25 protein-coding genes are annotated in these 23694 nt (G+C 51.6%); 9 read left to right on the top strand and 16 right to left on the bottom strand.

Annotation, left to right across the window (positions count from 1 at the left end; all coding sequences use genetic code 11):
* The first annotated feature begins 7 nt into the window (after positions 1-7).
* The 3 genes from rsmF to AAIG39_RS09505 all read left to right on the top strand — a co-directional run bounded on the left by rsmF (position 8) and on the right by AAIG39_RS09505 (position 2097).
* Positions 8-1447 carry a 16S rRNA (cytosine(1407)-C(5))-methyltransferase RsmF gene (rsmF, locus tag AAIG39_RS09495; RefSeq protein WP_343193711.1) on the top strand — a complete coding sequence of 480 codons (1440 nt, stop codon included), beginning with the start codon at positions 8-10 and terminating at the stop codon, positions 1445-1447.
* Positions 1448-1561: 114 nt separating this feature from the next.
* Entirely contained in the window at positions 1562-1801 is a 240-nt protein-coding gene (locus AAIG39_RS09500) for a YebV family protein (RefSeq protein WP_039078750.1), read from the top strand.
* A gap of 104 nt (positions 1802-1905) precedes the next feature.
* Positions 1906-2097, top strand: coding sequence for a YdfD/YebW family protein (locus tag AAIG39_RS09505; RefSeq protein ID WP_047370880.1), 192 nt, complete (start codon positions 1906-1908; stop codon positions 2095-2097).
* On the opposite strand, the gene pphA is transcribed toward AAIG39_RS09505, so the two are convergent.
* Positions 2098-2742: a protein-serine/threonine phosphatase gene (pphA, locus tag AAIG39_RS09510; protein WP_249569122.1), complete on the bottom strand. Its 645-nt coding sequence runs from the start codon at positions 2740-2742 to the stop codon at positions 2098-2100. It abuts the gene before it with no gap.
* Between the two features lie 172 nt (positions 2743-2914).
* Here pphA and AAIG39_RS09515 point away from each other — a divergent pair, with 172 nt between their 5' ends.
* A complete protein-coding gene (locus tag AAIG39_RS09515; RefSeq protein WP_343193712.1) occupies positions 2915-3856 on the top strand; it encodes a VirK/YbjX family protein in 942 nt (313 codons plus the stop codon).
* A 614-nt stretch (positions 3857-4470) separates the two neighbouring features.
* Here AAIG39_RS09515 and AAIG39_RS09520 read toward each other — a convergent pair.
* The 6 genes from AAIG39_RS09520 to yobA all read right to left on the bottom strand — a co-directional run bounded on the left by AAIG39_RS09520 (position 4471) and on the right by yobA (position 8153).
* On the bottom strand, positions 4471-4689 hold the full coding sequence (locus AAIG39_RS09520; protein ID WP_090085889.1) for a hypothetical protein: 219 nt from the start codon (positions 4687-4689) through the stop codon (positions 4471-4473).
* Between the two features lie 252 nt (positions 4690-4941).
* Positions 4942-5121: a hypothetical protein gene (locus AAIG39_RS09525; RefSeq protein ID WP_343193713.1), complete on the bottom strand. Its 180-nt coding sequence runs from the start codon at positions 5119-5121 to the stop codon at positions 4942-4944.
* Positions 5122-5211: 90 nt separating this feature from the next.
* Positions 5212-5412 (bottom strand): hypothetical protein, encoded by a 201-nt coding sequence (locus tag AAIG39_RS09530; RefSeq protein WP_090085887.1) that lies wholly within the window; start codon positions 5410-5412, stop codon positions 5212-5214.
* A gap of 1136 nt (positions 5413-6548) precedes the next feature.
* Positions 6549-6893 carry a YebY family protein gene (locus tag AAIG39_RS09535; protein WP_343193714.1) on the bottom strand — a complete coding sequence of 115 codons (345 nt, stop codon included), beginning with the start codon at positions 6891-6893 and terminating at the stop codon, positions 6549-6551.
* Between the two features lie 14 nt (positions 6894-6907).
* The gene (gene copD, locus AAIG39_RS09540; protein WP_343193715.1) at positions 6908-7777 is read right to left on the bottom strand and encodes a copper homeostasis membrane protein CopD; all 870 of its coding nucleotides are present in this window, start codon (positions 7775-7777) and stop codon (positions 6908-6910) included.
* 1 nt (position 7778) lies between these two features.
* Entirely contained in the window at positions 7779-8153 is a 375-nt protein-coding gene (gene yobA, locus AAIG39_RS09545) for a CopC domain-containing protein YobA (RefSeq protein ID WP_249569128.1), read from the bottom strand.
* A 137-nt stretch (positions 8154-8290) separates the two neighbouring features.
* On the opposite strand from yobA, the gene AAIG39_RS09550 reads away from it, so the two are divergent.
* Both AAIG39_RS09550 and exoX read left to right on the top strand, forming a co-directional pair.
* Positions 8291-8521, top strand: a complete 231-nt coding sequence (locus tag AAIG39_RS09550; protein ID WP_039078743.1) for a DNA polymerase III subunit theta — start codon at positions 8291-8293, stop codon at positions 8519-8521.
* Positions 8518-9195, top strand: coding sequence for an exodeoxyribonuclease X (gene exoX, locus AAIG39_RS09555; protein ID WP_090085880.1), 678 nt, complete (start codon positions 8518-8520; stop codon positions 9193-9195). The genes AAIG39_RS09550 and exoX overlap by 4 nt, the downstream gene beginning before the upstream one ends.
* Here exoX and ptrB read toward each other — a convergent pair.
* From ptrB to AAIG39_RS09575, 4 genes are all read right to left on the bottom strand, one after another.
* Positions 9192-11252, bottom strand: a complete 2061-nt coding sequence (ptrB, locus tag AAIG39_RS09560) for an oligopeptidase B (protein WP_090085879.1) — start codon at positions 11250-11252, stop codon at positions 9192-9194. The two genes, exoX and ptrB, sit on opposite strands and share 4 nt — an antisense overlap.
* A gap of 78 nt (positions 11253-11330) precedes the next feature.
* Positions 11331-11990 (bottom strand): tellurite resistance TerB family protein, encoded by a 660-nt coding sequence (locus AAIG39_RS09565; protein ID WP_249569131.1) that lies wholly within the window; start codon positions 11988-11990, stop codon positions 11331-11333.
* Between the two features lie 96 nt (positions 11991-12086).
* Positions 12087-12434, bottom strand: coding sequence for a protein YebF (yebF, locus tag AAIG39_RS09570; RefSeq protein ID WP_090085875.1), 348 nt, complete (start codon positions 12432-12434; stop codon positions 12087-12089).
* Between the two features lie 65 nt (positions 12435-12499).
* Entirely contained in the window at positions 12500-12841 is a 342-nt protein-coding gene (locus tag AAIG39_RS09575; RefSeq protein WP_343193716.1) for a YebG family protein, read from the bottom strand.
* A 132-nt stretch (positions 12842-12973) separates the two neighbouring features.
* On the opposite strand from AAIG39_RS09575, the gene purT reads away from it, so the two are divergent.
* Positions 12974-14152 carry a formate-dependent phosphoribosylglycinamide formyltransferase gene (purT, locus tag AAIG39_RS09580; RefSeq protein ID WP_249569133.1) on the top strand — a complete coding sequence of 393 codons (1179 nt, stop codon included), beginning with the start codon at positions 12974-12976 and terminating at the stop codon, positions 14150-14152.
* 96 nt (positions 14153-14248) lie between these two features.
* Here purT and kdgA read toward each other — a convergent pair whose 3' ends face one another.
* The 3 genes from kdgA to zwf all read right to left on the bottom strand — a co-directional run bounded on the left by kdgA (position 14249) and on the right by zwf (position 18446).
* A complete protein-coding gene (kdgA, locus tag AAIG39_RS09585) occupies positions 14249-14887 on the bottom strand; it encodes a bifunctional 4-hydroxy-2-oxoglutarate aldolase/2-dehydro-3-deoxy-phosphogluconate aldolase (RefSeq protein ID WP_090085869.1) in 639 nt (212 codons plus the stop codon).
* A 39-nt stretch (positions 14888-14926) separates the two neighbouring features.
* A complete protein-coding gene (gene edd, locus AAIG39_RS09590) occupies positions 14927-16738 on the bottom strand; it encodes a phosphogluconate dehydratase (protein ID WP_090085867.1) in 1812 nt (603 codons plus the stop codon).
* A 232-nt stretch (positions 16739-16970) separates the two neighbouring features.
* On the bottom strand, positions 16971-18446 hold the full coding sequence (gene zwf, locus AAIG39_RS09595; RefSeq protein ID WP_047370898.1) for a glucose-6-phosphate dehydrogenase: 1476 nt from the start codon (positions 18444-18446) through the stop codon (positions 16971-16973).
* Positions 18447-18791: 345 nt separating this feature from the next.
* On the opposite strand from zwf, the gene AAIG39_RS09600 reads away from it, so the two are divergent.
* On the top strand, positions 18792-19661 hold the full coding sequence (locus AAIG39_RS09600; RefSeq protein WP_090086058.1) for a MurR/RpiR family transcriptional regulator: 870 nt from the start codon (positions 18792-18794) through the stop codon (positions 19659-19661).
* Positions 19662-19782: 121 nt separating this feature from the next.
* Positions 19783-21225 (top strand): pyruvate kinase, encoded by a 1443-nt coding sequence (gene pyk, locus AAIG39_RS09605; RefSeq protein ID WP_090085866.1) that lies wholly within the window; start codon positions 19783-19785, stop codon positions 21223-21225.
* A gap of 40 nt (positions 21226-21265) precedes the next feature.
* Here the strand turns inward: pyk and lpxM are convergent, their stop codons facing one another.
* Together lpxM and mepM are read right to left on the bottom strand one after the other, a co-directional pair.
* Complete coding sequence (gene lpxM, locus AAIG39_RS09610) at positions 21266-22237, bottom strand: lauroyl-Kdo(2)-lipid IV(A) myristoyltransferase (RefSeq protein ID WP_090085864.1); 972 nt, start codon at positions 22235-22237, stop codon at positions 21266-21268.
* A 118-nt stretch (positions 22238-22355) separates the two neighbouring features.
* Positions 22356-23684 carry a murein DD-endopeptidase MepM gene (mepM, locus tag AAIG39_RS09615; RefSeq protein ID WP_090085862.1) on the bottom strand — a complete coding sequence of 443 codons (1329 nt, stop codon included), beginning with the start codon at positions 23682-23684 and terminating at the stop codon, positions 22356-22358.
* Positions 23685-23694 lie beyond the last annotated feature (10 nt).

Genomic DNA, 23694 nt, shown 5'->3' on the forward strand with positions numbered 1-23694 from the left:
ATAACCTGTGGCTCAAAACGCTGTTTATCTTCCTGACGAATTTCTGGCACAAATGCGTGACCTGCTGCCAGCACATCTCTCCTTCGACGAATTCATCGCGGCCTGCCAGCGGCCTTTACGGCGCAGTATACGAATTAATACGCTTAAAATTGCCGTTGAAGACTTCCTGACGCTTGTTGCGCCTTATGGCTGGCAACTGACGCCAGTTCCGTGGTGTGCCGAGGGGTTCTGGATTGAGCGGGATGATGAAGAGGCGCTACCGCTCGGTAGCACCGCTGAACATTTAAGCGGGATGTTTTATATCCAGGAAGCCAGTTCCATGCTGCCGGTCAGCGCCCTGTTTGCCGATGGTGAAATGCCCGAGCGGGTTATGGATGTTGCGGCGGCACCGGGCTCGAAAACTACCCAGATTGCTGCTCGTATGGGCAATCGCGGCGCTATTCTCGCCAATGAATATTCCGCCAGTCGCGTAAAAGTGCTGCATGCCAATATCAGTCGTTGCGGTGTTTCCAGTGTCGCGCTTACCCATTTCGATGGCCGCGTTTTCGGTCCGGCGTTGCCAGAGATGTTTGATGCCATTTTGCTCGATGCGCCCTGTTCTGGCGAAGGGGTGGTGCGTAAAGATCCGGATGCATTAAAGAACTGGTCGCATGCCAGTAATCTTGAGATTGCTGCAACTCAACGCGAATTAATCGATAGCGCATTTCATGCTCTGCGTCCGGGCGGCACGCTGGTCTATTCAACCTGTACGCTAAACCGCGAAGAGAATGAAGCGATATGCCACTGGCTAAAATCGCAATATCCTGAGGCAGTCGAGTTTTTGCCACTTGATACCCTGTTTGCAGGCGCGCAACAAGCGCTGACGAATGAGGGCTTTTTACATGTCTTCCCGCAAATTTATGACTGCGAAGGCTTCTTTGTCGCGCGGTTGCGAAAGACTGCGGCAATCGCGCCGCTGCCCTCTCCTGGCTACAAAGTGGGTAACTTCCCGTTTGCCCGTATGAAGCCGAAGGAAGAGGCTCAGCTGATTAACGCCGCAGCCGCAGTTGGCCTGCAATGGCACGACGATCTGCAATTGTGGCAACGAGATAAAGAAATTTGGCTCTTCCCGGCACAGATAGCGCCCCTTATTGGCAAAGTGCGCTTTTCACGGCCTGGTATCAAGCTTGCTGAAAGCCACAATAAAGGTTATCGCTGGCAGCATGAGGCGGTCATCGCCCTTGCCGGCGTGGATAACCCGCTCTCGTTTGAACTCACGCATCAGGAAGCGGAAGAGTGGTATCGCGGGCGTGACATTTATCCGCAAACCCCGCCGACAAAGGACGACGTTATTGTTACCTACCAGCGCCAGCCGCTGGGCCTGGCGAAAAAAGTGGGTAGCAGACTCAAAAACAGTTATCCACGCGAGCTGGTAAGGGACGGTCGTCTGTTCGCCAGTAATACGTGACGGCGAGCAAAAAAACAGCATTTTCTGACTGGCATCTTGCTCTGTGTTGTACCAGGCTGAATAGTGGGCGGCCTTACTGGTCGTACCACATGACTACCATCAACGGAGAGCATTATGACGAAAGCCAACGTGCGCATTGGCGCATTCGAAATCGATGATGCCGAGCTGCAAGGAGAAAAACAGGGGGAGCGAACGTTGCGTATCCCTTGTAAATCCGACCCGGATTTATGTATGCAGCTTGACGCCTGGGACGCGGAAACCAGCATTCCGGCGATCCTTGACGGCGAACACTCAGTTTTGTACCGCGAGCATTACGATCAGAAATCTGATACCTGGGTCATGCGTCTTGCCTGATTCAATGGGAACCCGTCCATGAGACGGGTTATTTACCCGCCTGATTTCCCCTGCCTCCAATCATCCCCTACAATTACATGATGCTGTAATGAACCGAGGATGGAATGTTCGCTCTGGTCTTGTTTGTTTGCTACCTGGATGGTGGGTGTGATGACATCGTGGTGGATGTCTTTAATACCGAACAACAGTGTCTGGTCGCTATGGAAGTACAACGACTGCGCTATGGCGGATGCTATCCGGTAGAAGATTTTATTGATGGCTTCTGGCGCCCTGCCCAGGAATACAGTGATTTTTAACTACTGTACCTGCACTAACGTCATTTCTCCCCCAAAGACGGCACCCGTATCAATGTAATGCTGATTGGTTGCATCCACGCGATGTTTAAGCGGCGTATGGCCAAACCAGAAATGATCTGCGCCGGCTATGGCTTCACCTTTCCCTGCCAGATGTTCACTCAAACGTTCACGACGCCAGAGTACCGACTCTTTATCTACGGGTTTTTGCCAGGCGTAATGGCTGGACGGGTAATCCGCGTGGGCGATAATGTTGATACCACTGGCGCAGTGCAACTCAATAATGTAAGGCAGTTGATCGCACTCCCGCAGCGCCTCAGAGGCCAGAAACCGTTCGTTTTCACTGAGGTTATTGAACCAGCTACCGCCATTGAATGACCAGAGGGTCAGATCTCCCGCATTGAGCGCGTCAATAGCCATCTGTTCATGGTTCCCACGGACCGTTTTAAACCATGATCTTTTAAGCAATTGCAGACAATGCAGGCTGTCCGGCCCACGATCAATCAAATCGCCAACGCAGATCAGTAAATCCTTATAGGGATCAAAACGTCGCTCGCGCAGTTCATTCAACAGACGCTGATGGCAGCCGTGCAGATCGCCTGCGATCCAGATATGCCGCCAGGTATTCCCATCGATACGTTGATACATATCTCCCCCCCTTAATTTTTAGTATAGAAAGGAGGCTTGACTCTGCGTAATTACGAGTCAATCCGGTTCAACTTAAATCCTCGCTAAACGAACCCGAAATAAACCACAGTGCAGGTTAATTTGCCACGGCGTTATCCCTAGAATGGTCAGTGAACATTCAGAGGGCCCTACCGTGTCGAATATCAGTCTGCAAGAAAAACATCTGCAAAATCACCATCCGCATATTATTCGCGAGCTGGTCTCCGGGCGTCTGGTGCCTGGCCCTATCTGGAAAAAACGCAATTATCGCCTTAAATTCCTGCTGCGTTCGCTGTTGTTCTGGCCTTCAACGGTGAAAATGCTGAGCGCATTATCACAACGCCCGGGATTTGAGCGATTACTTAATGCACAGATTACACTGCCGAGTAAATCGCATCGTCAATATTTGACGCTGGGGCTCAATGCAGCGAAGCGTGCCGATGCGGTTGTCAGCCACTATCAGTGGGTTGACAGTTGTCTGTCCGCCAGAGCTGCCGATGCAATGACTGCCGTCAGCCCCCAGCACATTTTGCAATGCAAAGGCAAAGATGACGCCGAGTTTAACGTTTTTGCTTCCTGCGCCCATAAAGCAGAGCGTGAAGGCGAAAGCACTTTATGGCTCTATGACGGCAACAATGTCCTGCTGGCGAGCGCCACATTCAGCGTGATCGAGGAAAAGGGTCAGCGTGCATTAGTGATTGGTGGTTTGCAGGGCCCGCGAAAAAACATCTCGCATGAAGTCATCAAGGTGGCTACACGTGCCTGCTACGGTATTTTTCCTAAACGCTTGCTGATCGAAGTGTTATGGCAGATGTGCGCACATACCGGCATTAGCGCGGTTTATGGCGTGAGCGATGACGGTCATGTCTTTCGCGCGTTGCGTTACCGCTTTAGCAAAGGCCGCCATTTCCATGCCAGCTATGATGAGTTCTGGGCATCTATTGACGGCGAGAAAGAGAATGCCTGGCGCTGGCGTTTGCCATTAATGCTGGCTCGTAAACCGCTTGAGAGTATCCCAAGTAAGAAACGTGCCGAATATCGCCGACGCTTCCAGTTACTCGATGAGATGAATAGCAGCCTGGCAGATTTTTTCTGATAAATATCGAGAGCAGTGGAGTAGCCACTGCTCTTTTTTATTAGTGCTCGTACCAGAATATTATTTATTCTCATTTTCATTGCCAGCAATAATTATTTCATCTCGTTATTGACTCATAAGCTCCCACACCTGTATTCAATAACTAAGTCGCTGATGTCGGGCGCATAACTCCCGATCCACGGGGTTCTCACAGCTAATTGACATAGCGCATGAGTTGCCTAAAAAAAGAGATAAAACAATTAAAACGTAACGATATATCTTTCAAGCCATTCTATTCATGTTAGTGTGGTTTTTCCATTTAACGGCCCGGAGGGACTATTCCAACTCTAAAGTTCGTTTGTCCTGTCTGCAAAGGAAATTCGTTTTTTTTCACGCAATTTTGCCCGGATAAAAATTACCCTCACGGTGCAATTTGTTCAGTGTGTGGTTCTCGTCTTACGGCAAAAACATGTATTCCAGTCAGACGAAAATGGCCAAAAAAAGCGTCCTGATAAGAGGCCTCGAAATGAGGCCTTTGTAAGGCATGTAAAATCATTTAAGCGGCATCATTGGTACAACACGGGAAAGCCATTTCCCCGCGCTGACCACGGCTAAATCCAGTTGATGATGGCAGGTTAATAAAACTGACGAATCGCCTGTTCAGTTTCTCGCGTACTCACTAATTCAGAAAACTTAGCTATCAGGAACTCTTTTCCATCCAGTACATACGTTTCGATCGGCATATCAAGAAAAGAGCGCTGATCATTTCTGTAGCTGACCTTCTTTAGGTCGTCTGCCACCGAGATGTGCTCGACCTTGCCACCGGGGAGTATTACCACAACATCTTTGCTCATGTCGTTAGCCTCAGTTGTTTAAATTACATACGACATTAGCACAGCCTTTCGGTCATCGTCTCTTGTTATGTTTAGACATCATGACAAGGCCGGGGAAGAAAGCGGCAATGCCGTGACGGTAACCCTCTCACTGTTCACGCATTCTTATTCAATACTTTTCAGCCAGGATGCGCGGATAACGCCAGTTAAGTAAACGGGATAGCCAGGATTCGGGATAACCTGCCACTATTACCCTTCCGGTAAGAACGCAAGTTAAGTAACCTGTACGCCTGCGGCGCGAAGCCAGTCCAGTGTTTCTTTTCTTATTACCCCCATCAGATGCCTGGCGGCCCCTTGCCTGGCGCTCAGGGGCTGCTCAAAACTCTGAGTTTGCGCTGTGCGACTGCGGCGATCGGTCAACCGGAATGCCTGCTGGTCACATCCTCTTTTCAAATACCGTTCCTGCAAATATATCGTCTGAGTGGGCGGGCGAAGGGCAATAAAAAGCCCCGCTAAAGCGAGGCTGCGCAGACTGAAATGAACTCAGGATACTTTTAAAGCCTCCTCAATTGCATCAGCGAGAGCTTTAATTTGCTGTGCAACATATTGCATTTCTGTATCTGTTCTGCATGCTGCGGCTGCGTCATAGCTTCCAACAGAAGCCTTCGCAATATCTAACGCTGCTTTTACTACCTCTACGCGATTATTCTCTTCGTCTGTTTTTGTGGAATAGCTATCCAGCATTACAACCTCCTTTCCATAAAAAGAGAGAGATTACCTTTAAGATTAATCTGAATAAAGTCTTATCACAGACATTCAGCGAATTTCTGATTGTTTCGCCAATCATCTGCCCACTGGATGGAAATAGCTAATCGACTCTTTATCATGCTGAAACAGTCAGAAGGCTGTCGGAGTGGGAATAGCCAGCCGACGTGTACTTAAGCAAAAGGATACTCTCCGGTAGATCGTCGCATACAGAGCTTATATGGACTTGCACTGCTCTTTTTCGGCACCCTGTTGCCAGGACGTGACAACAGAATGTTGCACGGAAAGTGAGGCTGGCCTCTTTTATTTGGGCAAAAAAAAGCCGCTCGGACAGAGCGGCGAATGAAGCTTACCAGGGAACAATAATGAAGCATGGATGCAATGACTATAGCTGGCTAATAGTTACTGTCTGAAAACCAGGACGATTCTCAAAGCATATATTCTTTATAATTAGCAAACTAAGGGTCGTAACGAAGAATTTATTTGCTTTCAAGCAATTGCTTCCCTCAGGAGAAGAGCGGATTTCCCTCTCCTGAGGGATTTTTATTTCTGATACCGGTTTTGCACAAAGCCCCGCATTCCGGCCCCCTTCTCTGCTGATTTCGGTTCGTTATTCGAGAGCAAAAACGCGCCGTTAGCAGTCAGGCTAAATATATAAATGCACGTCCACAGTAACGGGAAAGGGTTCGCATCGCGGTTGCCCGCAACACTCCTCTGAGGCGACAACTAAAAAGTATTCAGAAGCGCGCAAAAAGGAATTTATTCTGGTATAAGGGTTATGTCGCCGAATATGGGAATTCGGACGATTTTCGGACATTTTCGGTCGAAGCCTCTTAAGTGCTTGTCTGGAAAAGGTTCCAAAAAAAGACCGAATACGATTCCTGTATTCGGTCCAGGGAAATGGCTCTTGGGAGAGAGCCGTGCGCTAAAAGTTGGCATTAATGCAGGCTAAGTCGCCTTGCACTTTAAGAATAGATGACGGCGCCAGGTTTTCCAGTTTGCGGCAAATCCGGTCTGAAAAATTCGGTTATCGTCACGCTTAAAAATGTTAAAACCGCAAGACCTGATGAATCAGTCTTGCGGTTTTTTATTTAAAATCAGCTATATAAATAGAATTATTCGCAAAGCTTTTCCGCCCGAGCGATAAAAGGCTCAAGACTCATCTTTTCACCGGGTCTGGCAGGGTCGTCAATCTGGATAACACTGATGGGTTGCGCAGTTGTTTTGCCACTTGCCACCTGCTGTTGCGCCTCTTGATTGAGCGGGTATTGCACCAGGGTGCTCGGATTGATGGCATAAAGTGCATGATCAGGTCGGCAGGTAAGCATCACCTCTTCACGGTTAAATGCCCATTTATCTTTACCTACTTCAAAGCGGCTAACGGTAATTACCGACGGCGCGGCAAAGGCGCCTGCAGAACATGCCAGTAAAAGCATCGTCAGTATGGTTTTTTTCATCATTTTCGCCCGGTTAATCAGAAGGGTTCCCAGGTTGCAAACAGGCTGACCGCTGCCAGCACAAGCGCGCCCAGAACCACTTCGGTCCATGTCATCCAAATCAGGAAAAGTTGTGCCTGGGAATTTTTCAGGCCTGAACGTGGCACCAGAACATACCTGTTCGTTATCGCAATTGCTACCATTAGCGCCACCAGCGCACATTTGATCAATAACATGCGGCCATAGTCACTTTGCGTGGACCACAAGGCGTGCTGAATAAACAGGGAGTTGCTCATTCCCGTCACAAGAACCCCTGCCACTGCAACGTGGCCGTAGCGCGAAAAACGCATCATTGCCATGACGGCATATTCTCGCCAGCGGACCTGACTCAACCGCATACAAAATAGTACGGGCAATAATCCACCAAACCAGGCAGCTGCACATAGCAGATGGAGCGCGTGGTTTGCGCGCTGTAGTATACCAGCAATGCTCTCGTGCATAGCGGCATGACCGACGCCAGCCAACAGGATCAGTTGCGCGCCTGTCAACAACATCAATCGCCCCTGCTGCTGTGGTTGCAGATAGCCGACGAACATCGTCATAACCGCAATGATCATCTGCCATAACCAGATACTGCCGAACTGCGTGCCGGCAAGCAGCAGCCAGGTTTGCGGACTGAAAACATCTTTCCAGCCATCGCCCATGATCCCGCCTTGCAGCGCGAACATAAAGAAAGCGCTCAAAGCGCCCGTACATAAGCACAGGCGCATTAACCCCGTAAAACGCGTTACCATGACAAGATGCAGATGGCGAGGGGCCAGCCGACTAATAAAGAGTGCACAGCCGAAAAGCAGCATCAAGGCAGCAAAATGGATGCCGCGCAGCCCAATATAGCCAGCCGTTAGCATCTTATTTCACTGAAAAAGTATAAGTACCACGGGTTTTGTGGCCATCGACAGAAACGACGTGCCAGTCGACGGTATAATTGCCCGGCTGCAGCGTCTGCTCCAGGGGGACGATCATTTGTGCTTTGTCCTGCTCGTTACGTTTAACCGCGCCGGTCTTAATGTTCTGCTGCTGTGCCCCGGTGAGGGTTACGCCACTGAATTTGGGCTCAATGCCTTCTGAGAAATTCAGCGTTAACGCCTGCGGGGAAGCCGTGACTTCGGCATTCGCTGCCGGATACTGGTTTTTCAGGTGGGCATGCGCAAAAACTGCAGGCGCAGTGACTATGGCAATAACTAAAGCCAATGTACGTGACAGGCGGGGTGCGGTGAATAGCATGTCTGGCATTCCTTTTTGTTATGTTTAAAGCGATGAGAATAACTCTGTATAATAGTCTCGTCGAGTCTCATCATCGGCAGACTTGTCTTTCTGCAACAGGCTTAGTAACTTTTGCGGCATAACCTCAGGAGAAACGCATGAATACCAATCTGGCCCGACTTTCACAGGAAGAGATGGACAAAGTCAACGTCGATTTGGCGGCGGCCGGTGTTGCTTTTAAAGAGCGCTATAACATGCCGGTGGTCGCTGAGGTAGTCGAACGTGAGCAACCAGAGCACCTGCGCAACTGGTTTCGCGAACGGCTTATTGCTCACCGTCTGGCCTCCGTCAATCTGTCCCGTCTGCCGTACGAGCCGAAAAGCAAATGACCGCTGAAACCGTACTTCGCGTCATCGATACCGAAACCTGCGACTTGCAAGGCGGGGTTGTCGAGATTGCGTCCGTGGATGTGGTGAACGGGCAGATTATTAATCCCATGAGTCATCTCGTGCGCCCGGATCGTCCTATCAGTCCCCAGGCGATGGCTATCCATCGGATAACCGAGTCAATGGTTGCAAATCAACCCTGGATTGAAGAGATCATTCCCCACTATTACGGTAGTCACTGGTATGTCGCCCATAATGCCAGTTTCGACAGGCGCGTCTTACCAGAAATGCCAGGCGAATGGATTTGTACTATGAAGCTGGCTCGTCGGCTCTGGCCCGGCATTAAATACAGCAATATGGCCTTATATAAATCACGCAAACTTAGCGTACAAACACCTGCCGGATTACATCATCACCGGGCGCTTTATGACTGCTACATCACCGCGGCCCTGCTGATTGACATTATAAAGACATCAGGCTGGACGCCGGACCAAATGGCAACTGTCACCGGCAGACCCGCGCTGCTGACTACCTTCACATTCGGTAAATACCGGGGTAAAGCCGTTGCCGAAGTCGCAGAGCGTGACCCCGGCTATCTGCGCTGGCTGTACAACAATCTGGACCGGATGAGTCCTGAGCTGCGGCTGACGTTAAAACATTATCTCGACGATAATTAATCCGCTTTGTTGCCTGAAAGCGTGCCTTGTGCCAGGGCGATCAGAAAAGCGAACTCCAGCGCCACTCCCTCGTAGGATTTGAAACGGCCTGATTTACCGCCGTGACCGGAATCCATGTCGGTACAAAGCAGAAGCAGGTTTTTGTCCGTTTTAAGCTCTCGCAGCTTCGCTACCCATTTTGCCGGTTCCCAGTATTGCACCTGGGAGTCATGTAGCCCGGTAGTGACCAGCATATGTGGGTAGTCATGGGCATCGATATTATCGTACGGGCTATAGCTTTTTATGTAGTGGTAGTAGGTCTCATCCTGCGGATTCCCCCACTCTTCAAACTCACCGGTAGTCAAAGGGATGGATTCATCAAGCATCGTTGTGAGCGTATCCACAAACGGTACCTGAGCGATAATTCCATGAAAGAGTGATGGTCGCTCGTTGATGACGGCCCCCATCAATAATCCCCCTGCACTACCGCCCATGCCGTAGCAAAAAAGCGGAGAGCCATATTCCAGCGCCAGTAGCCCATCAGTGACATCAATAAAGTCGTTGAAGGTGTTTCTTTTTTTCAGGAATTTGCCATCCTCATACCACTGCTGCCCCAGTTCTCCGCCACCACGTATGTGGGCAATGGCATAGACAAAGCCACGATCGAGCAAACTTAACCGGCTACTGCTGAAATCTGCGTCCATGCTGGCCCCGTACGAGCCGTAACCGTAGACCAGTAACGGATTTTCCCCTTTGCGGAAGTGTTTGTGGTTATAGACCAGCGATACCGGTACTTCCACGCCGTCCCGCGCCTGGATCCAAAGATGTTCGCTACGATAATCACTGGCGTCAAACCCGGGGACTTCTGTCTGTTTAATCACACGCCGCTCACCTGTATCCATGTCGAGTTCAAACAAGGTATCCGGCGTTGTCATGGATGAATAGCCGTAACGCAGCCGCGAGGTCTCCGGCTCGGGGTTATAGGCAAGCCAGGTAACATATGCCGGATCGTCAAAGGCTATTCCGGTGACTTCTCGCGTTTTGCGGTTGATCTGCCGCAGGCTGGTGAGACCACGCTGCCTTTCTTCAACCACCAGCCAGTCGGTAAACAGGGTAAACCCCTCCAGCATGACATTATCCCTGGCGGGGATAAGTACTTCCCAACGCCTTTCATCACGCACTTTGGTGCGATACAAGCCGAAATTTTTGCCATCCCGGTTTGAACGCAAATAAAACGAATGCTGAAAATGGTCGAGACTGTAATCATGATCCTTACGACGAGGTAAAAAGCAGAGCGGCTGTGCATCGGGCAATTCAGCATCCAGCAGCAGAACCTCACTGGTCGTCGCACTCGCAAGATGAATGATGATGTAGTGTTGGGAGCTGGTTTTGCTCAGGCTGACGTAAAAGGTGTCGTCCGCTTCTTCGTAAATCAGCTCATCGTGCGTTGAGGGCGTTCCGACTGTGTGACGCCAGACCTGGTAAGGCAGTAAGGTCGTGGCATGTTTACGCACATAATATATTGTCTCTGAATCATTCACCCACACGCAGCCAGGCGAGACATTGTCGAGCATCTCCGGATACCAGTTCCCGGTTTCAAGATTACGAAAGCGCACCCCATACTGGCGACGCGAAAGGTAATCCTCAGAAATGGCCATCAGCGTATTATCCGGCGATATCGCAATCCCTCCCAGGGTATAGAATTCGCTATGCGCAGCGCGTTGATTCGCATCCAACAGCACTTGCCACTCATCCCATTCAGCAGCGAGCGCGGACTGGCGTTGATAAATCGGGTATTCACACCCCGGTTCAAAGATGTGGCGATAGCGATAGCCGTTCTTAACATAAGGCGCTGAAATCTCCCGCTGTGGAATACGCGAAATGATCTCTTCCAGCAGATGATCCTGTAACGCCTGCTGAGAGGCCATAATACGGCGGCCGTACTCATTTTCTTGTTGCAGATAGTCAAGTACGTCTGGCTGTGAACGGGTGTCGTCGCGCAGCCAGTAATAGTTGTCCAGGCGTGTGTCGCCATGAACGGTCATGGCGTGGGGAATTTGTTTTGCTTTCGGCGGCATAACTCTGTTCTTATTTGTTTAACACCCTATAAGGTTGGCAAAAGCCGCGCGTGATGCAAGCGAAACGAGAAAGTCGAGTTAGCCGATTAGGCTTTTTTTCTGTTGTCGAAGGTCTTCTTCGATACCGTCCCGAACATCCTGCGGGATCTTAAGCGCATCGCCTAAAGCAGCAAGATAACTGCGCTCCATAAAGTGATCGATATCTATCGCAGCACAGCTCAGGAAGTATACTTCCAGCGCCTCTTCCTCATTTTTGATGCCCGCTGCAAGCCGGTGCGGGTCCAGAGGTTGTTCGAGCGCTTTTGCAATCAGCGCTTTTCCCTGTTGCTCTATCCCGGCCTCGTTCAGTTGTTGTTCGATAACGGCACGCTCTTTGTCATCAATGTGGCCATCGCTTTTCGCGGCAAACACGAGAGCCAGAATCAGACGTTCCGTGCGTTCATCAATTGATGAATTCTGCTGGCCAAACTGCGTTTCCCCCTGGTGGGCTGCGCGCACTTTGTCTTTGTACTTATTCCAAAGGACAGTGCCCGCCACGGCACCGCCACCGACAAGCAGCGCACTGGTACCGTATTTGGTCAGTAATTTACGTGAAGATTTATTGGCTACCAGCAAACCGGCAAGCCCTCCTAGGGCACCGGGCACGAGTAATTTGCCGAGATCCTGCCCACCGGAAGATGACGATGACTGGCCTTGTTGGCCAAGCAGAGACTGTAATTGGTTTAACCAGTTTGCCATGATTCCCCTCACTTAATCGTTTCGTAAACGAGAAGCCTAAGCGAGGGGATGTCAGGAAATGTCTAAAACAGCAAAAGATGAGAAAAGGTCGTAGAGTTAACGAGGCTGATACTCCGCTTTGCCTGCTTTACAATCGATTTTGACGAGATAATGAATGTCTGTACTCTTACCACGAACCGTTAAGGGAACGTCCCATTGATCGTTCTTACCCCGGATATCTTTCGGTGTAACCCAGGCGACAGGATCCGCTTGCCCCAGTTTTTTTTGATCGTCAGCCCAGCGTACTATGCGGTTTTGCAGATAATCGCGTTTGACGCTCGCAGCAATTCCCTCAGCGTTCATACCTTCGCAAGAGGGAAATTTAACCGATTTGTCAGTGGCGGCCGACGCGGTTACGCTGCCCACCAGTAATATCGTACCCAGCAACACTCCTGCTATTTTCATGCTTTTCTCCTGTGCATAGAGCCTAATCAAAGCATGGTACAAATTACAGGCAGCGCAAGCCGGGATCAGGCAGCCGAGCGTTTCGCTTTTGGCTTCATATCAACCGTCTCTGATGCCCCAATGTCTGCGTCACCCTGAGTCGCTTCTGGTGCGCTCTCCTGGGTATCCGCACCGGGTAACTTACCGGATTTGAGGATATGGCTGAGTACATCTTTTTGTTCAGCCAGCCAGAGCGCCATTTGATCGCGCTGGTCTTCTTCAAGCGTCACTGGCGCTTCGCCCAGCCAGCCTTCAAGTACCTCGGCCAGGTCGAGCATTTTATCGTAAGCGTCAGCTTCCTTTTTGCTGGCAAAAGACATTTTTTCCTCACCTTCGCGAATCACAACATACTTGACTTCAACCGCCATGATGCAGCCCCTTTTAACTGTATTTATATACAGTATATTACTGCGCCACTCATCAGATCGCAAGTCGTAAAAGACAGACGCAAACGTTTTCCTATATACTGCCGCCAGATTTTTTATAAAGGTCGACTTGCTATGACTCTATTAGGAACGGCGCTGCGTCCGGCAGCTACTCGCGTAATGTTATTGGGTTCGGGGGAATTAGGCAAAGAAGTGGCTATTGAATGCCAGCGTCTTGGCATTGAAGTTATTGCCGTAGACCGTTATGCCGATGCGCCCGCCATGCATGTGGCCCACCGCTCGCATGTTATCAATATGCTCGATGGTGAAGCCTTAAAAGCACTGGTTGCACTGGAAAAGCCCGATTTTATCGTGCCGGAAATTGAAGCGATCGCCACCGACACACTACTGGAACTGGAAGCCCTGGGTCAGCATGTTGTCCCCTGCGCGCGAGCAACCAGACTGACCATGAACCGTGAAGGAATTCGTCGTCTCGCCGCAGAAGAGCTTGCCCTTCCAACTTCAAGCTACCGCTTCGCCGATAGCGAAGACGCGTTCCGTCAGGCTGTTGATGAGATTGGTCTGCCCTGCATCGTTAAACCTGTCATGAGTTCTTCCGGTAAGGGCCAGAGTTTCATTCGCAGCGCCGATCAACTGGCGAAAGCCTGGGCATATGCGCAACAGGGCGGTCGTGCGGGTGCCGGCCGTGTTATTGTCGAAGGCGTGGTGAATTTTGATTTCGAAATCACCCTGCTCACCATCAGCGCTGCAGATGGCGTACATTTCTGCTCTCCGGTAGGTCATCGCCAGGAAGACGGAGATTATCGTGAATCCTGGCAACCGCAATATATGACCGAGCTGGCGCTGGAGCGCGCGCAGGATGTGGCGCGTAAAGTGGTGCTTGCCCTCGGCGGCTACGGATTATTCGGCGTTGAACTGTTTGTCTGCGGCGATGAGGTCATCTTTAGCGAAGTATCTCCGCGACCGCATGATACTGGGATGGTCACGCTGATTTCACAGGACGTCTCTGAATTTGCCCTGCATGTCCGCGCCTTCCTCGGTCTGCCAGTCGGGCAAATTCGCCAGTACGGGCCGTCGGCGTCAGCGGTGATCCTGCCTGAGCTGAAAAGCCAGAACGTCACGTTTGATAACCTGCAAAATGCCGTTGGCGCAGGCCTGCAGGTCCGTCTGTTTGGTAAGCCAGAAATCGACGGTACGCGTCGTTTAGGCGTTGCGCTGGCAACGGCGGATACCGTTGAAGAGGCGGTTGAACGCGCAAAAACAGCAGCAGCGGCGGTGAACGTTGCGGGTTAAGTAGGATAACGTGATAAAAAAGCCCGGTAGCACGAATGCTTACCGGGCTTTTCAGCTTTACAGACGGAGCAGCGATAAACCACCCGCAGGCACGAGTTACTTCGCGCCTTCTACCGCTTCGCGAGCCAGTCTGGTGATGCGATCGTAGTCGCCCGCTTCCAGCGCGTCGGCAGGAACCAGCCAGGAACCACCGATACACAGCACGCTTTTCAGCGCCAGGTAGTCACGGTAGTTGGCCGGGGAGATACCGCCAGTCGGGCAGAAACGCACCTGAGAGAACGGACCTGCGATAGCCTGCAGCGCTTTGGTGCCGCCGTTTGCTTCCGCCGGGAAGAATTTGAACTCTTTCAGACCGTAATCCATACCCAGCATTAGTTCTGACACCGTGCTGATCCCCGGAATCAACGGGATGGTGCCTTCGGTGGCGGCTTTCAGCAACGGCTCAGTCAGCCCCGGGCTTATCGCGAATTGCGCCCCCGCTTCGGTGACTTCTTTCAACTGCTGCGGGTTAAGTACGGTACCCGCACCCACGATGGCGTCCGGCACTTCTTTCGCAATCGCGCGAATCGCATCAATGGCACAAGCAGTACGCAGCGTCACTTCAAGGACGCGCACGCCGCCTGCAACCAGTGCTTTCGCCATCGGTACAGCGTGCTCCAGTTTGTTGACAACGATAACCGGCACTACCGGGCCAGTTTTCAGGATTGCTTCTGCACTCGTTTTCCAATTTTTCATCAGAATTATTCTCTCGCCTGAACTAAAAATCTTGTCGTTTTAAAAAGTGATGCAGGTTGCGCCCTGCTCCGCACCGGAAAGTTTTTCTCGCAGTGCGCCAAACAGCTCGCGCCCGGTACCAACGCGCGCAGCGCTCAGGTCAGGAATATGCGGCTGACGTGCAGCAAGCTCGTTATCATCGACCAGCAGCGTCAATTCGCCAGTCTGTCCGTTTACACGGATGATGTCGCCATCACGTACTTTCGCCAGCAATCCACCGTCATACGCTTCGGGTGTCACATGAATCGCTGAAGGCACTTTACCTGATGCGCCGGAGAGTCGTCCATCTGTAACCAACGCAATTTTGAAACAGCGGTCCAATAATACACCAAGTGGCGGCATAAGTTTATGTAATTCTGGCATGCCGTTCGCTTTTGGCCCCTGATGACGGACCACCACGACACAATCTTTGTTCAATAAGCCCGCATCAAAGGCCGGTAATACGTCATGCTGGCTCTCAAACACCACTGCCGGCGCTTCAATAACCTGATATTCAGCCGGTACGGCAGAGGTTTTCATCACCGCGCGGCCAAGGTTGCCGCTGAGCACTTTAGTACCGCCATGACGGGAGAATGGCTTTTCAATCGTGGCGATAACGTCCGCATCCAGCGACGCTGCCGCCCCTTCACGCCAGTCCAGCTCACCATTATTAAGCCATGGCTCCATGGTATAACGGGAGAGGCCAAAACCGGCCACCGTATTCACATCCTCATGCAGTAAACCGCCTTTGAGCAATTCACGCATTAATACCGGTACGCCACCTGCCGCCTGGAAGTGGTTAATATCCGCCGGACCGTTCGGATAGAGTCGAGCCAGTAGCGGCACCACGTCCGACAGTTCAGAGAAGTCATCCCAGTTAATAATGATGCCCGCAGCACGCGCCATCGCCACCAGATGCATAGTGTGGTTAGTGGAGCCACCCGTTGCCAGCAGTGAAACGATACCGTTGACCACCACTTTTTCATCGACCATTTTGCCTATCGGCATCCATTCGCTGCCGTTACCGGTTAAGCGTGTCACCTGGCGCGCAGCAGCCGAGGTCAGTGCTTCCCGAAGCGGGGCATCCGGATGCACGAAGGAAGAGCCAGGCAGTTGCATACCCATGAATTCGACAACCATCTGGTTGGTATTGGCCGTACCGTAGAACGTGCATGTACCCGGCGCATGGTAAGAGGCCGCTTCGGATTCCAGGAGCGCCATACGGTCAACTTTGCCTTCGGCATAAAGCTGACGAATGCGTACTTTTTCTTTATTTGGCAGTCCGCTGGCCATTGGACCTGACGGGATAAATACGGCGGGCAAATGGCCAAATGAGAACGCGGCCATCGCCAGGCCTGGGACGATTTTGTCACAGACGCCAAGGAACAATGCCCCGTCAAACATATTATGCGACAGGCCTACTGCGGCTGACATGGCGATCACTTCACGGCTGAGCAGCGATAGTTCCATCCCGTCCTGTCCCTGTGTAACCCCGTCACACATGGCTGGAACGCCGCCCGCCACCTGACCAACCGCATTCACAGAGTGCAACGCTTTGCGGATGATATTCGGATAGGTTTCGTAAGGTTGATGGGCGGAAAGCATATCGTTGTAGGAGGTGATGATGCCAATATTGTTACGCAGCATACTTTTGAGCGAGGCTTTGTCATCAGGCTGGCAGGCGGCAAAACCGTGAGCCAGATTGCCACACGCCAGCGAGGAACGGTGTACGGTTTCACTTTTCGCCTGATTGATGCGTTTTAGATAGGCAGTCCGGCTTTCGCGCGAGCGTTCTGCAATGCGATTTGTTACGCGTAACAATACTGAATTCATAAAGGCTCCTGAAATTTATCTGTCCGGGACAACGGTATACAGGAGGTTTTCAGCATTCAAAATTCAGCAGAAACGCCGTCACACCGCGCCCAAAGGCAAAATTACTGCAGCCAGTGTAATAAAAAAAGCTCCGCTGGTGAATCCAGTCGGAGCTTGAAAGTTGAAATATTGTCCTGATTTCTGAGTTAGATCATGTTACCGGTAAAACTGCGTAACATTCGCAACAAACTGGTTACTCAAATTCATTCCAGGAGCGGCCATCACGGGTGATCATCGCCACAGAAGCAACCGGTCCCCAGGTCCCGGCCTGATAAGGTTTCGGAGAGTCATTGTCCATCGCCCAGGCTTCGGTGATGGAGTCAACCCACTTCCACGCTTCTTCTACTTCATCCCGGCGCACGAACAACGCCTGAATGCCACGCATGGTTTCCAGCAGCAGACGCTCGTAGGCATCCGCCAGGTGCGTTTCGTTGAAGGTTTCAGAATAGCTAAGGTCAAGCTTAGTGGTCTGCAGGTTGTGCTTGTGGTCCAGCCCCGGCACTTTATTCAGGACCTGGATATCCACGCCTTCATCTGGCTGCAGACGGATGGTGAGTTTGTTCTGTGGCAGATCCTGCCAGGACTCTTTAAACAGATTCAGCTCCGGTGTTTTGAAATACACCACGACTTCGGAACATTTCGTCGGCAGACGTTTACCTGTACGCAGGTAGAACGGTACCCCCGCCCAGCGCCAGTTATCGATGTCGACGCGGATAGAGACGAAAGTTTCGGTGTTACTGGATTTGTTCGCACCCTCTTCTTCCAGATAACCCGGGACTTTTTTGCCCTGTGCAAATCCGGTGGTGTACTGACCACGGACAGTTTTCTCGCGCACGTTCGAGCGATCAATACGACGCAGGGATTTGAGCACTTTCACTTTTTCATCGCGAATACTGTCCGCAGTAAGATCTGACGGCGGAGACATAGCAATCATGCAAAGGATCTGCAGCAGATGGTTCTGGATCATGTCGCGCATTTGACCCGCCTGGTCAAAGTATCCCCAGCGGCCTTCGATACCCACCTCTTCCGCTACTGTGATTTCCACATGATCAATCGTACGGTTATCCCAGTTATTGACGAACAGGGAGTTGGCAAAGCGCAGCGCCAGCAGGTTGAGTACGGTCTCTTTACCCAGATAGTGGTCGATGCGATAGACCTGGCACTCTTCGAAATATTCGCCAACCTGATCGTTAATTTCACGCGAGGTGGCAAGCGAGGTGCCCAACGGTTTTTCCATGACCACTCGGGCAGGTTTCGCATTCAGCTTAGCCTCACCCAGACCTTTGCAGATTGCGCCAAATGTGCTTGGCGGCATGGCAAAGTAGTTAATAGTGGTGCGATTCTTCTGGTCAAGCATGGCGCCAAGGCGTTTAAACGCTTTGGTGTCATTGACATCCAGGTTGCAGAAATCCAGGCGGCCGCTCAGCGTGTCCCATAAACTTTCATCAATTTTTTCTTTCATGAAAGTTTCAAGCGCTTCACGCACCACTTTTGTATAGGCTTCCTTATCCCAGTCAGCGCGTCCGACGCCCAGGATACGCGTATCCGGATGGATCTGACCCGCTTTTTCCAGTTGATACAGGGAAGGCAGCAATTTCCGGCGTGCGAGATCGCCTTTCGCGCCGAAAATGACCAGGTCACATGCCTGGGCTGTTTGCGTTACCGCCATGTCATTCTCCTCAGTTAGCTATCCTGGTGCTTATGCCAGGTTTTATTTGTAATTTTATTACAGTGCACTGTACTGCTTTTACGTAATTACCGAAACCGCTAACGCTTGTCTACGTGTGCGTTACAGGGCTCTTCGGCGAAAATTTGCTTTTTCGCCTTGAAAATGCTGGATGTTTGCCTGATTCGCTGCGAATAAAATCCGACTGCGATCATGTAATGAAAAAAAACAACAACATTTAACGTTGCCGCTTACCTTTCTTTGCGGCAGAAAGGTATATTCTTGCTAAAACGCATCACGATTTCACCTTTCAGTGGAATCGTTTCACTGATGAGCGATTCGTTAAAAATGAATATGCTGGAAAAAATCCAGTCTCAACTGGAACACCTTAGCAAATCCGAGCGCAAAGTGGCGGAAGTGATTCTCGCCTTCCCCGATCAAGCCATTCATTCCAGTATCGCCGCCCTCGCCCAGCAAGCGGGGGTCAGCGAACCCACGGTGAACCGATTTTGCCGTAGTCTGGATACCCGCGGATTTCCGGATTTTAAATTGCATCTGGCGCAAAGTCTGGCAAACGGCACCCCCTATGTTAATCGCAACGTCGATGAAGATGACAGCGTCGAAGCCTATACCGGCAAAATTTTCGAGTCGGCGATGGCAAGCCTGGACCATGTACGTCAGTCACTCGACATGACGGCGGTTAACCGCGCCGTTGATCTGCTGACTCAGGCAAAGAAGATCGCTTTTTTTGGCCTTGGCTCCTCTGCCGCCGTCGCGCACGATGCGATGAACAAATTTTTCCGCTTCAATGTACCCGTTGTTTATACCGACGACATCGTGTTGCAACGCATGAGCTGTATGAATTGTAGTGACGATGACGTGGTTGTGCTGATTTCACATACCGGGCGCACCAAAAGTCTGGTTGAACTGGCGCAGCTGGCACGAGAAAACGACGCCATGGTCATTGCGCTGACGTCTGCGGAGACACCGCTTGCCCGGGAAGCAACACTGGCCATTACCCTTGATGTTCCGGAAGATACCGACATTTATATGCCAATGGTGTCACGCCTTGCGCAGCTCACGGTTATTGATGTTCTCGCCACTGGCTTCACATTGCGACGTGGCGCAAAATTCAGGGATAACTTGAAGCGTGTCAAAGAAGCACTGAAAGAATCGCGCTTTGATAAGGAGTTCCTCATCCGGAACGATAAACATTAATAGACCGATAGTAATAACAAAGTTGTAACATCTTACGCTGTTCAGTTAAATTCTCACTTTGATAATTGAACTGAATCCATCTTCACGCAACACCTGGTTGTTTTAGACAACGGAGTATTACATGTCCAGAAGGCTTCGCAGAACCAAAATTGTTACCACTTTAGGCCCGGCCACCGATCGCGATAATAACCTTGAGAAAATTATCGCCGCAGGTGCCAACGTGGTACGCATGAACTTCTCACACGGCACACCGGAAGATCATAAATTACGTGCGGATAAAGTGCGTGAAATTGCGGCAAAACTGGGACGTCATGTTGCTATTCTTGGCGATTTACAAGGACCAAAAATCCGCGTATCCACCTTCAAGGAAGGCAAAGTATTCCTCAATATTGGCGATAAATTCCTGCTTGATGCCAACCTTGGCAAAGGCGAAGGCGATAAAGAAAAAGTCGGTATCGACTATAAAGGCCTGCCTGCTGACGTGGTACCTGGCGATATTCTGCTACTGGACGATGGCCGCGTACAGTTGAAAGTACTGGAAGTTCAGGGCATGAAAGTGTTCACCGAAGTCACGGTGGGCGGCCCGCTGTCTAACAATAAAGGCATCAATAAACTGGGTGGTGGTCTCTCTGCAGAAGCGCTGACCGACAAAGACAAAGCGGACATTGTGACCGCTGCGCTGATTGGCGTGGATTACCTGGCGGTCTCCTTCCCGCGCTGCGGCGAAGATCTGAATTATGCCCGTCGTCTGGCACGCGACGCTGGTTGTGACGCGAAGATTGTCGCCAAAGTAGAACGTGCAGAAGCGGTCTGTAGTCAGGAAGCGATGGATGATGTCATCCTCGCCTCCGATGTGGTGATGGTTGCCCGTGGCGATCTCGGCGTGGAAATTGGTGACCCGGAACTGGTCGGTATCCAGAAAGCGTTGATCCGCCGTGCGCGTCAGCTTAACCGTGCGGTCATCACCGCCACGCAGATGATGGAATCGATGATCACCAATCCGATGCCGACGCGCGCCGAAGTGATGGACGTGGCAAACGCCGTGCTCGATGGCACCGATGCAGTTATGCTCTCTGCGGAAACCGCCGCAGGTCAGTACCCGGCAGAAACCGTTGCCGCCATGGCGCGTGTTTGCCTGGGTGCAGAGAAGATCCCGAGCATCAATGTGTCAAAACATCGCCTCGATATTCAGTTCGATAATGTGGAAGAAGCGATCGCCATGTCGGCGATGTATGCCGCTAACCACCTGAAAGGGGTAACCGCGATTATCTCTATGACAGAGTCCGGCCGTACTGCGCTGATGACTTCGCGTATCAGCTCCGGTCTGCCGATTTTCGCGCTCTCACGCCATGAACGTACCCTGAATCTGACCGCATTGTATCGCGGCGTGACACCGGTATATTTCGATAGCGCCAACGAAGGTGTTGCCGCAGCCAACGATGCGGTGAATTTATTACGCGATAAAGGCTACCTGGTTTCCGGCGATCTGGTGATCGTCACCCAGGGCGATGTTATGAGTACCGTCGGCACCACTAACACCACACGCATTCTGACCGTGGAATAAGTGGAACATTAAAAGCAAAACCCCGCCAGGCGGGGTTTTTTTATTTCTTCGGAAACAACTCTTTGCGCTTGTACGGTTCAGTCTCGCCAGGCTTGCGTGTTTTCAGCAGTTTCAAAATCCAGGTGTACTGCTCAGGCCTCGGCCCGACGAACACTTCAACCTCTTCGTTCATTCGGCGCGCAATGGTGACGTCGTCCGCAGTCAGCAGATCGTCCATCGGCGGACGTACCTGAACAATCAGCCGATGCGTTGTGGCATCATAAACCGGGAAAAGCGGCACAATGCGCGCCCGGCATACCTTCATTAAACGGCCAATCGCCGGCAGCGTAGCTTTGTAGGTCGCAAAGAAATCAACAAATTCGCTATGCTCGGCACCGTGATCCTGATCGGGCAAATAGTAGCCCCAGTACCCCTGGCGCACGGACTGAATAAACGGTTTGATACCGTCGTTACGCGCATGCAGGCGTCCGCCAAAGCGACGGCGGACGGTATTCCAGACATAATCGAACACTTTGTTGCCCTGATTATGGAACATCGCCGCCATTTTCTGCCCCTGCGATGCCATCAGCATTGCCGGGATATCGACGCCCCACCCGTGCGGGACCAGAAAAATCACATTTTCATTGTTGTCGCGAAGCCCATCGATAATCTCGCGACCCTGCCACTCAACGCGTGGCAGGATCTTCTCAGGCCCACGCATCGCCAGCTCCGCCATCAGAACCATCGCCTGCGGGGCCGTGGCGAACATCTCATCAATGATCGCTTCGCGCTCCGCTTGCGACTTCTCCGGGAAGCAGTACAGCAGGTTGATCTGTGCACGCCGACGCGCACTCTTTCCGAATTTACCGGCAAGGCGCCCAAGCGTACCCAGCAAGGGATCGCGTAACGACGCCGGGAGTAACGCTACGCCCGCAAACGCAAAAACGCCCATCCACGCGCCCCAGTAGCGCGGGTGGCGAAAGCCATCTTCAAATTCGGGAATATATTCAGAATTGTTTTTCTTAGTTTCCATGCATGTTCCGCAGGCAAGTATTCAAATAAGCAAAGTGAGAATAGTGTAACGAGGTGCGTCAATTCCTACAAAAGAAAAAGCCGGCGCGTACAGACGCCGGCTTGTACTCTGTGAGGCGTTAATCGAATTTCAGTTGCGGAACGATCTCCTTCACTTGCGCCAGATAATCACGACGATCGGTACCGCTCAAACCTTCGGTCCTTGGCAGCTTCGCCGTTAAAGGGTTCACCGCCTGCTGGTTGATCCACACTTCATAATGCAGATGGGGACCTGTTGAACGGCCGGTGTTTCCTGAGAGTGCAATGCGATCGCCACGTTTAACTTTCTGCCCTTCTTTCACCAGCAATTTGCGCAGATGCATATAGCGAGTGGTGTAGGTACGACCATGACGCACCGCGACGTAATAACCCGCCGCACCACTGCGCCTGGCAACGACCACCTCGCCGTCACCCACAGACAGAACAGGCGTACCCTGCGGCATGGCGAAATCGACGCCTTTATGCGGTGCAACGCGGCCCGTTACCGGGTTCAGACGACGCGGATTAAAATTCGAGGAGACGCGGAACTGTTTCGACGTCGGGAAACGCATAAAGCCTTTCGCAAGCCCCGTACCGTTACGGTCGTAATACTTGCCGTCGTCGGCGCGAATAGCAAAATAATCCTTACCTTCAGAGCGCAAACGGACGCCCAACAGTTGGCTCTGTTCCTGTTTCCCTTCAAGCATTTCGCGGGACATCAGTACTGAGAACTCGTCCCCTTTTTTCAGCTTACGGAAATCCATTTGCCACTGCATCGCTTTGATGACCGCGCTAATTTCCACATTGGTTAGTCCGGCCTCTTTCGCGCTGCTGACAAAACTACCGCCGACCGTGCCTTTCAGCACGGAGTTGACCCAGTCGCCTTCCTGAATCGCACTGCTCATTTTAAAGCCGCCATCAACGCGGTCATAGGTGCGGGTTTCACGACGGGAGACTTCCCAGGTCATACGCTGCAGATCACCGTCTGCGGTCAGCGTCCAGGAGAGCTGCTGACCAATTTTCATGTTACGCAGGTCTTTATCTGCCGCCGCGAGCTGGCTGATATCGCCCATGTCAATGCCATACTGGTTCAGAATACTGCTCAGCGTATCGCCGGTCGACACGACATATTCGTGTACGCCTTCTTCGCCAGCCGTTTTATCATCAAGTTCATCCTGCGGAATGTCTTCGACTTCGTCGGGCATGGACTGATCAATAGGTTCACTGGCCTCAGGCAGCAACGAACGAATCTCTTTCTTTTCCAGCTCGATGGTTTTGACAATGGGTGTCGGCGTGGATTCGGGGTGGTAGACATACGGTCGCCAGACGGCAACCGTAAAGGTGAGAACTGTAAGTGACCCCAGCATAACGCGATGGGGTCTGGGCAGATTATTAAATGCCAGGGCGACAGAGCGGGCTATCTGTTGCACGTATCCACTT

Origin of the sequence: Phytobacter palmae, from assembly GCF_039409775.1 — a bacterium.
GTDB classification, from domain to species: Bacteria; Pseudomonadota; Gammaproteobacteria; order Enterobacterales; family Enterobacteriaceae; genus Phytobacter; species Phytobacter palmae.

Excerpts from the sequence above, each read along its gene's own strand:
- AAIG39_RS09500 (WP_039078750.1), top strand. The coding sequence starts at position 1,562 with ATGACGAAAGCCAACGTGCGCATTGGCGCATTCGAAATCGATGATGCC.
- AAIG39_RS09505 (WP_047370880.1), top strand. The coding sequence starts at position 1,906 with ATGTTCGCTCTGGTCTTGTTTGTTTGCTACCTGGATGGTGGGTGTGAT.
- pphA (WP_249569122.1), bottom strand. The coding sequence starts at position 2,742 with ATGTATCAACGTATCGATGGGAATACCTGGCGGCATATCTGGATCGCA.
- AAIG39_RS09520 (WP_090085889.1), bottom strand. The coding sequence starts at position 4,689 with ATGAGCAAAGATGTTGTGGTAATACTCCCCGGTGGCAAGGTCGAGCAC.
- AAIG39_RS09530 (WP_090085887.1), bottom strand. The coding sequence starts at position 5,412 with ATGCTGGATAGCTATTCCACAAAAACAGACGAAGAGAATAATCGCGTA.
- AAIG39_RS09535 (WP_343193714.1), bottom strand. The coding sequence starts at position 6,893 with ATGATGAAAAAAACCATACTGACGATGCTTTTACTGGCATGTTCTGCA.
- copD (WP_343193715.1), bottom strand. The coding sequence starts at position 7,777 with ATGCTAACGGCTGGCTATATTGGGCTGCGCGGCATCCATTTTGCTGCC.
- yobA (WP_249569128.1), bottom strand. The coding sequence starts at position 8,153 with ATGCTATTCACCGCACCCCGCCTGTCACGTACATTGGCTTTAGTTATT.
- AAIG39_RS09550 (WP_039078743.1), top strand. The coding sequence starts at position 8,291 with ATGAATACCAATCTGGCCCGACTTTCACAGGAAGAGATGGACAAAGTC.
- exoX (WP_090085880.1), top strand. The coding sequence starts at position 8,518 with ATGACCGCTGAAACCGTACTTCGCGTCATCGATACCGAAACCTGCGAC.
- ptrB (WP_090085879.1), bottom strand. The coding sequence starts at position 11,252 with ATGCCGCCGAAAGCAAAACAAATTCCCCACGCCATGACCGTTCATGGC.
- AAIG39_RS09565 (WP_249569131.1), bottom strand. The coding sequence starts at position 11,990 with ATGGCAAACTGGTTAAACCAATTACAGTCTCTGCTTGGCCAACAAGGC.
- yebF (WP_090085875.1), bottom strand. The coding sequence starts at position 12,434 with ATGAAAATAGCAGGAGTGTTGCTGGGTACGATATTACTGGTGGGCAGC.
- AAIG39_RS09575 (WP_343193716.1), bottom strand. The coding sequence starts at position 12,841 with ATGGCGGTTGAAGTCAAGTATGTTGTGATTCGCGAAGGTGAGGAAAAA.
- purT (WP_249569133.1), top strand. The coding sequence starts at position 12,974 with ATGACTCTATTAGGAACGGCGCTGCGTCCGGCAGCTACTCGCGTAATG.
- kdgA (WP_090085869.1), bottom strand. The coding sequence starts at position 14,887 with ATGAAAAATTGGAAAACGAGTGCAGAAGCAATCCTGAAAACTGGCCCG.
- edd (WP_090085867.1), bottom strand. The coding sequence starts at position 16,738 with ATGAATTCAGTATTGTTACGCGTAACAAATCGCATTGCAGAACGCTCG.
- zwf (WP_047370898.1), bottom strand. The coding sequence starts at position 18,446 with ATGGCGGTAACGCAAACAGCCCAGGCATGTGACCTGGTCATTTTCGGC.
- AAIG39_RS09600 (WP_090086058.1), top strand. The coding sequence starts at position 18,792 with ATGAATATGCTGGAAAAAATCCAGTCTCAACTGGAACACCTTAGCAAA.
- pyk (WP_090085866.1), top strand. The coding sequence starts at position 19,783 with ATGTCCAGAAGGCTTCGCAGAACCAAAATTGTTACCACTTTAGGCCCG.
- lpxM (WP_090085864.1), bottom strand. The coding sequence starts at position 22,237 with ATGGAAACTAAGAAAAACAATTCTGAATATATTCCCGAATTTGAAGAT.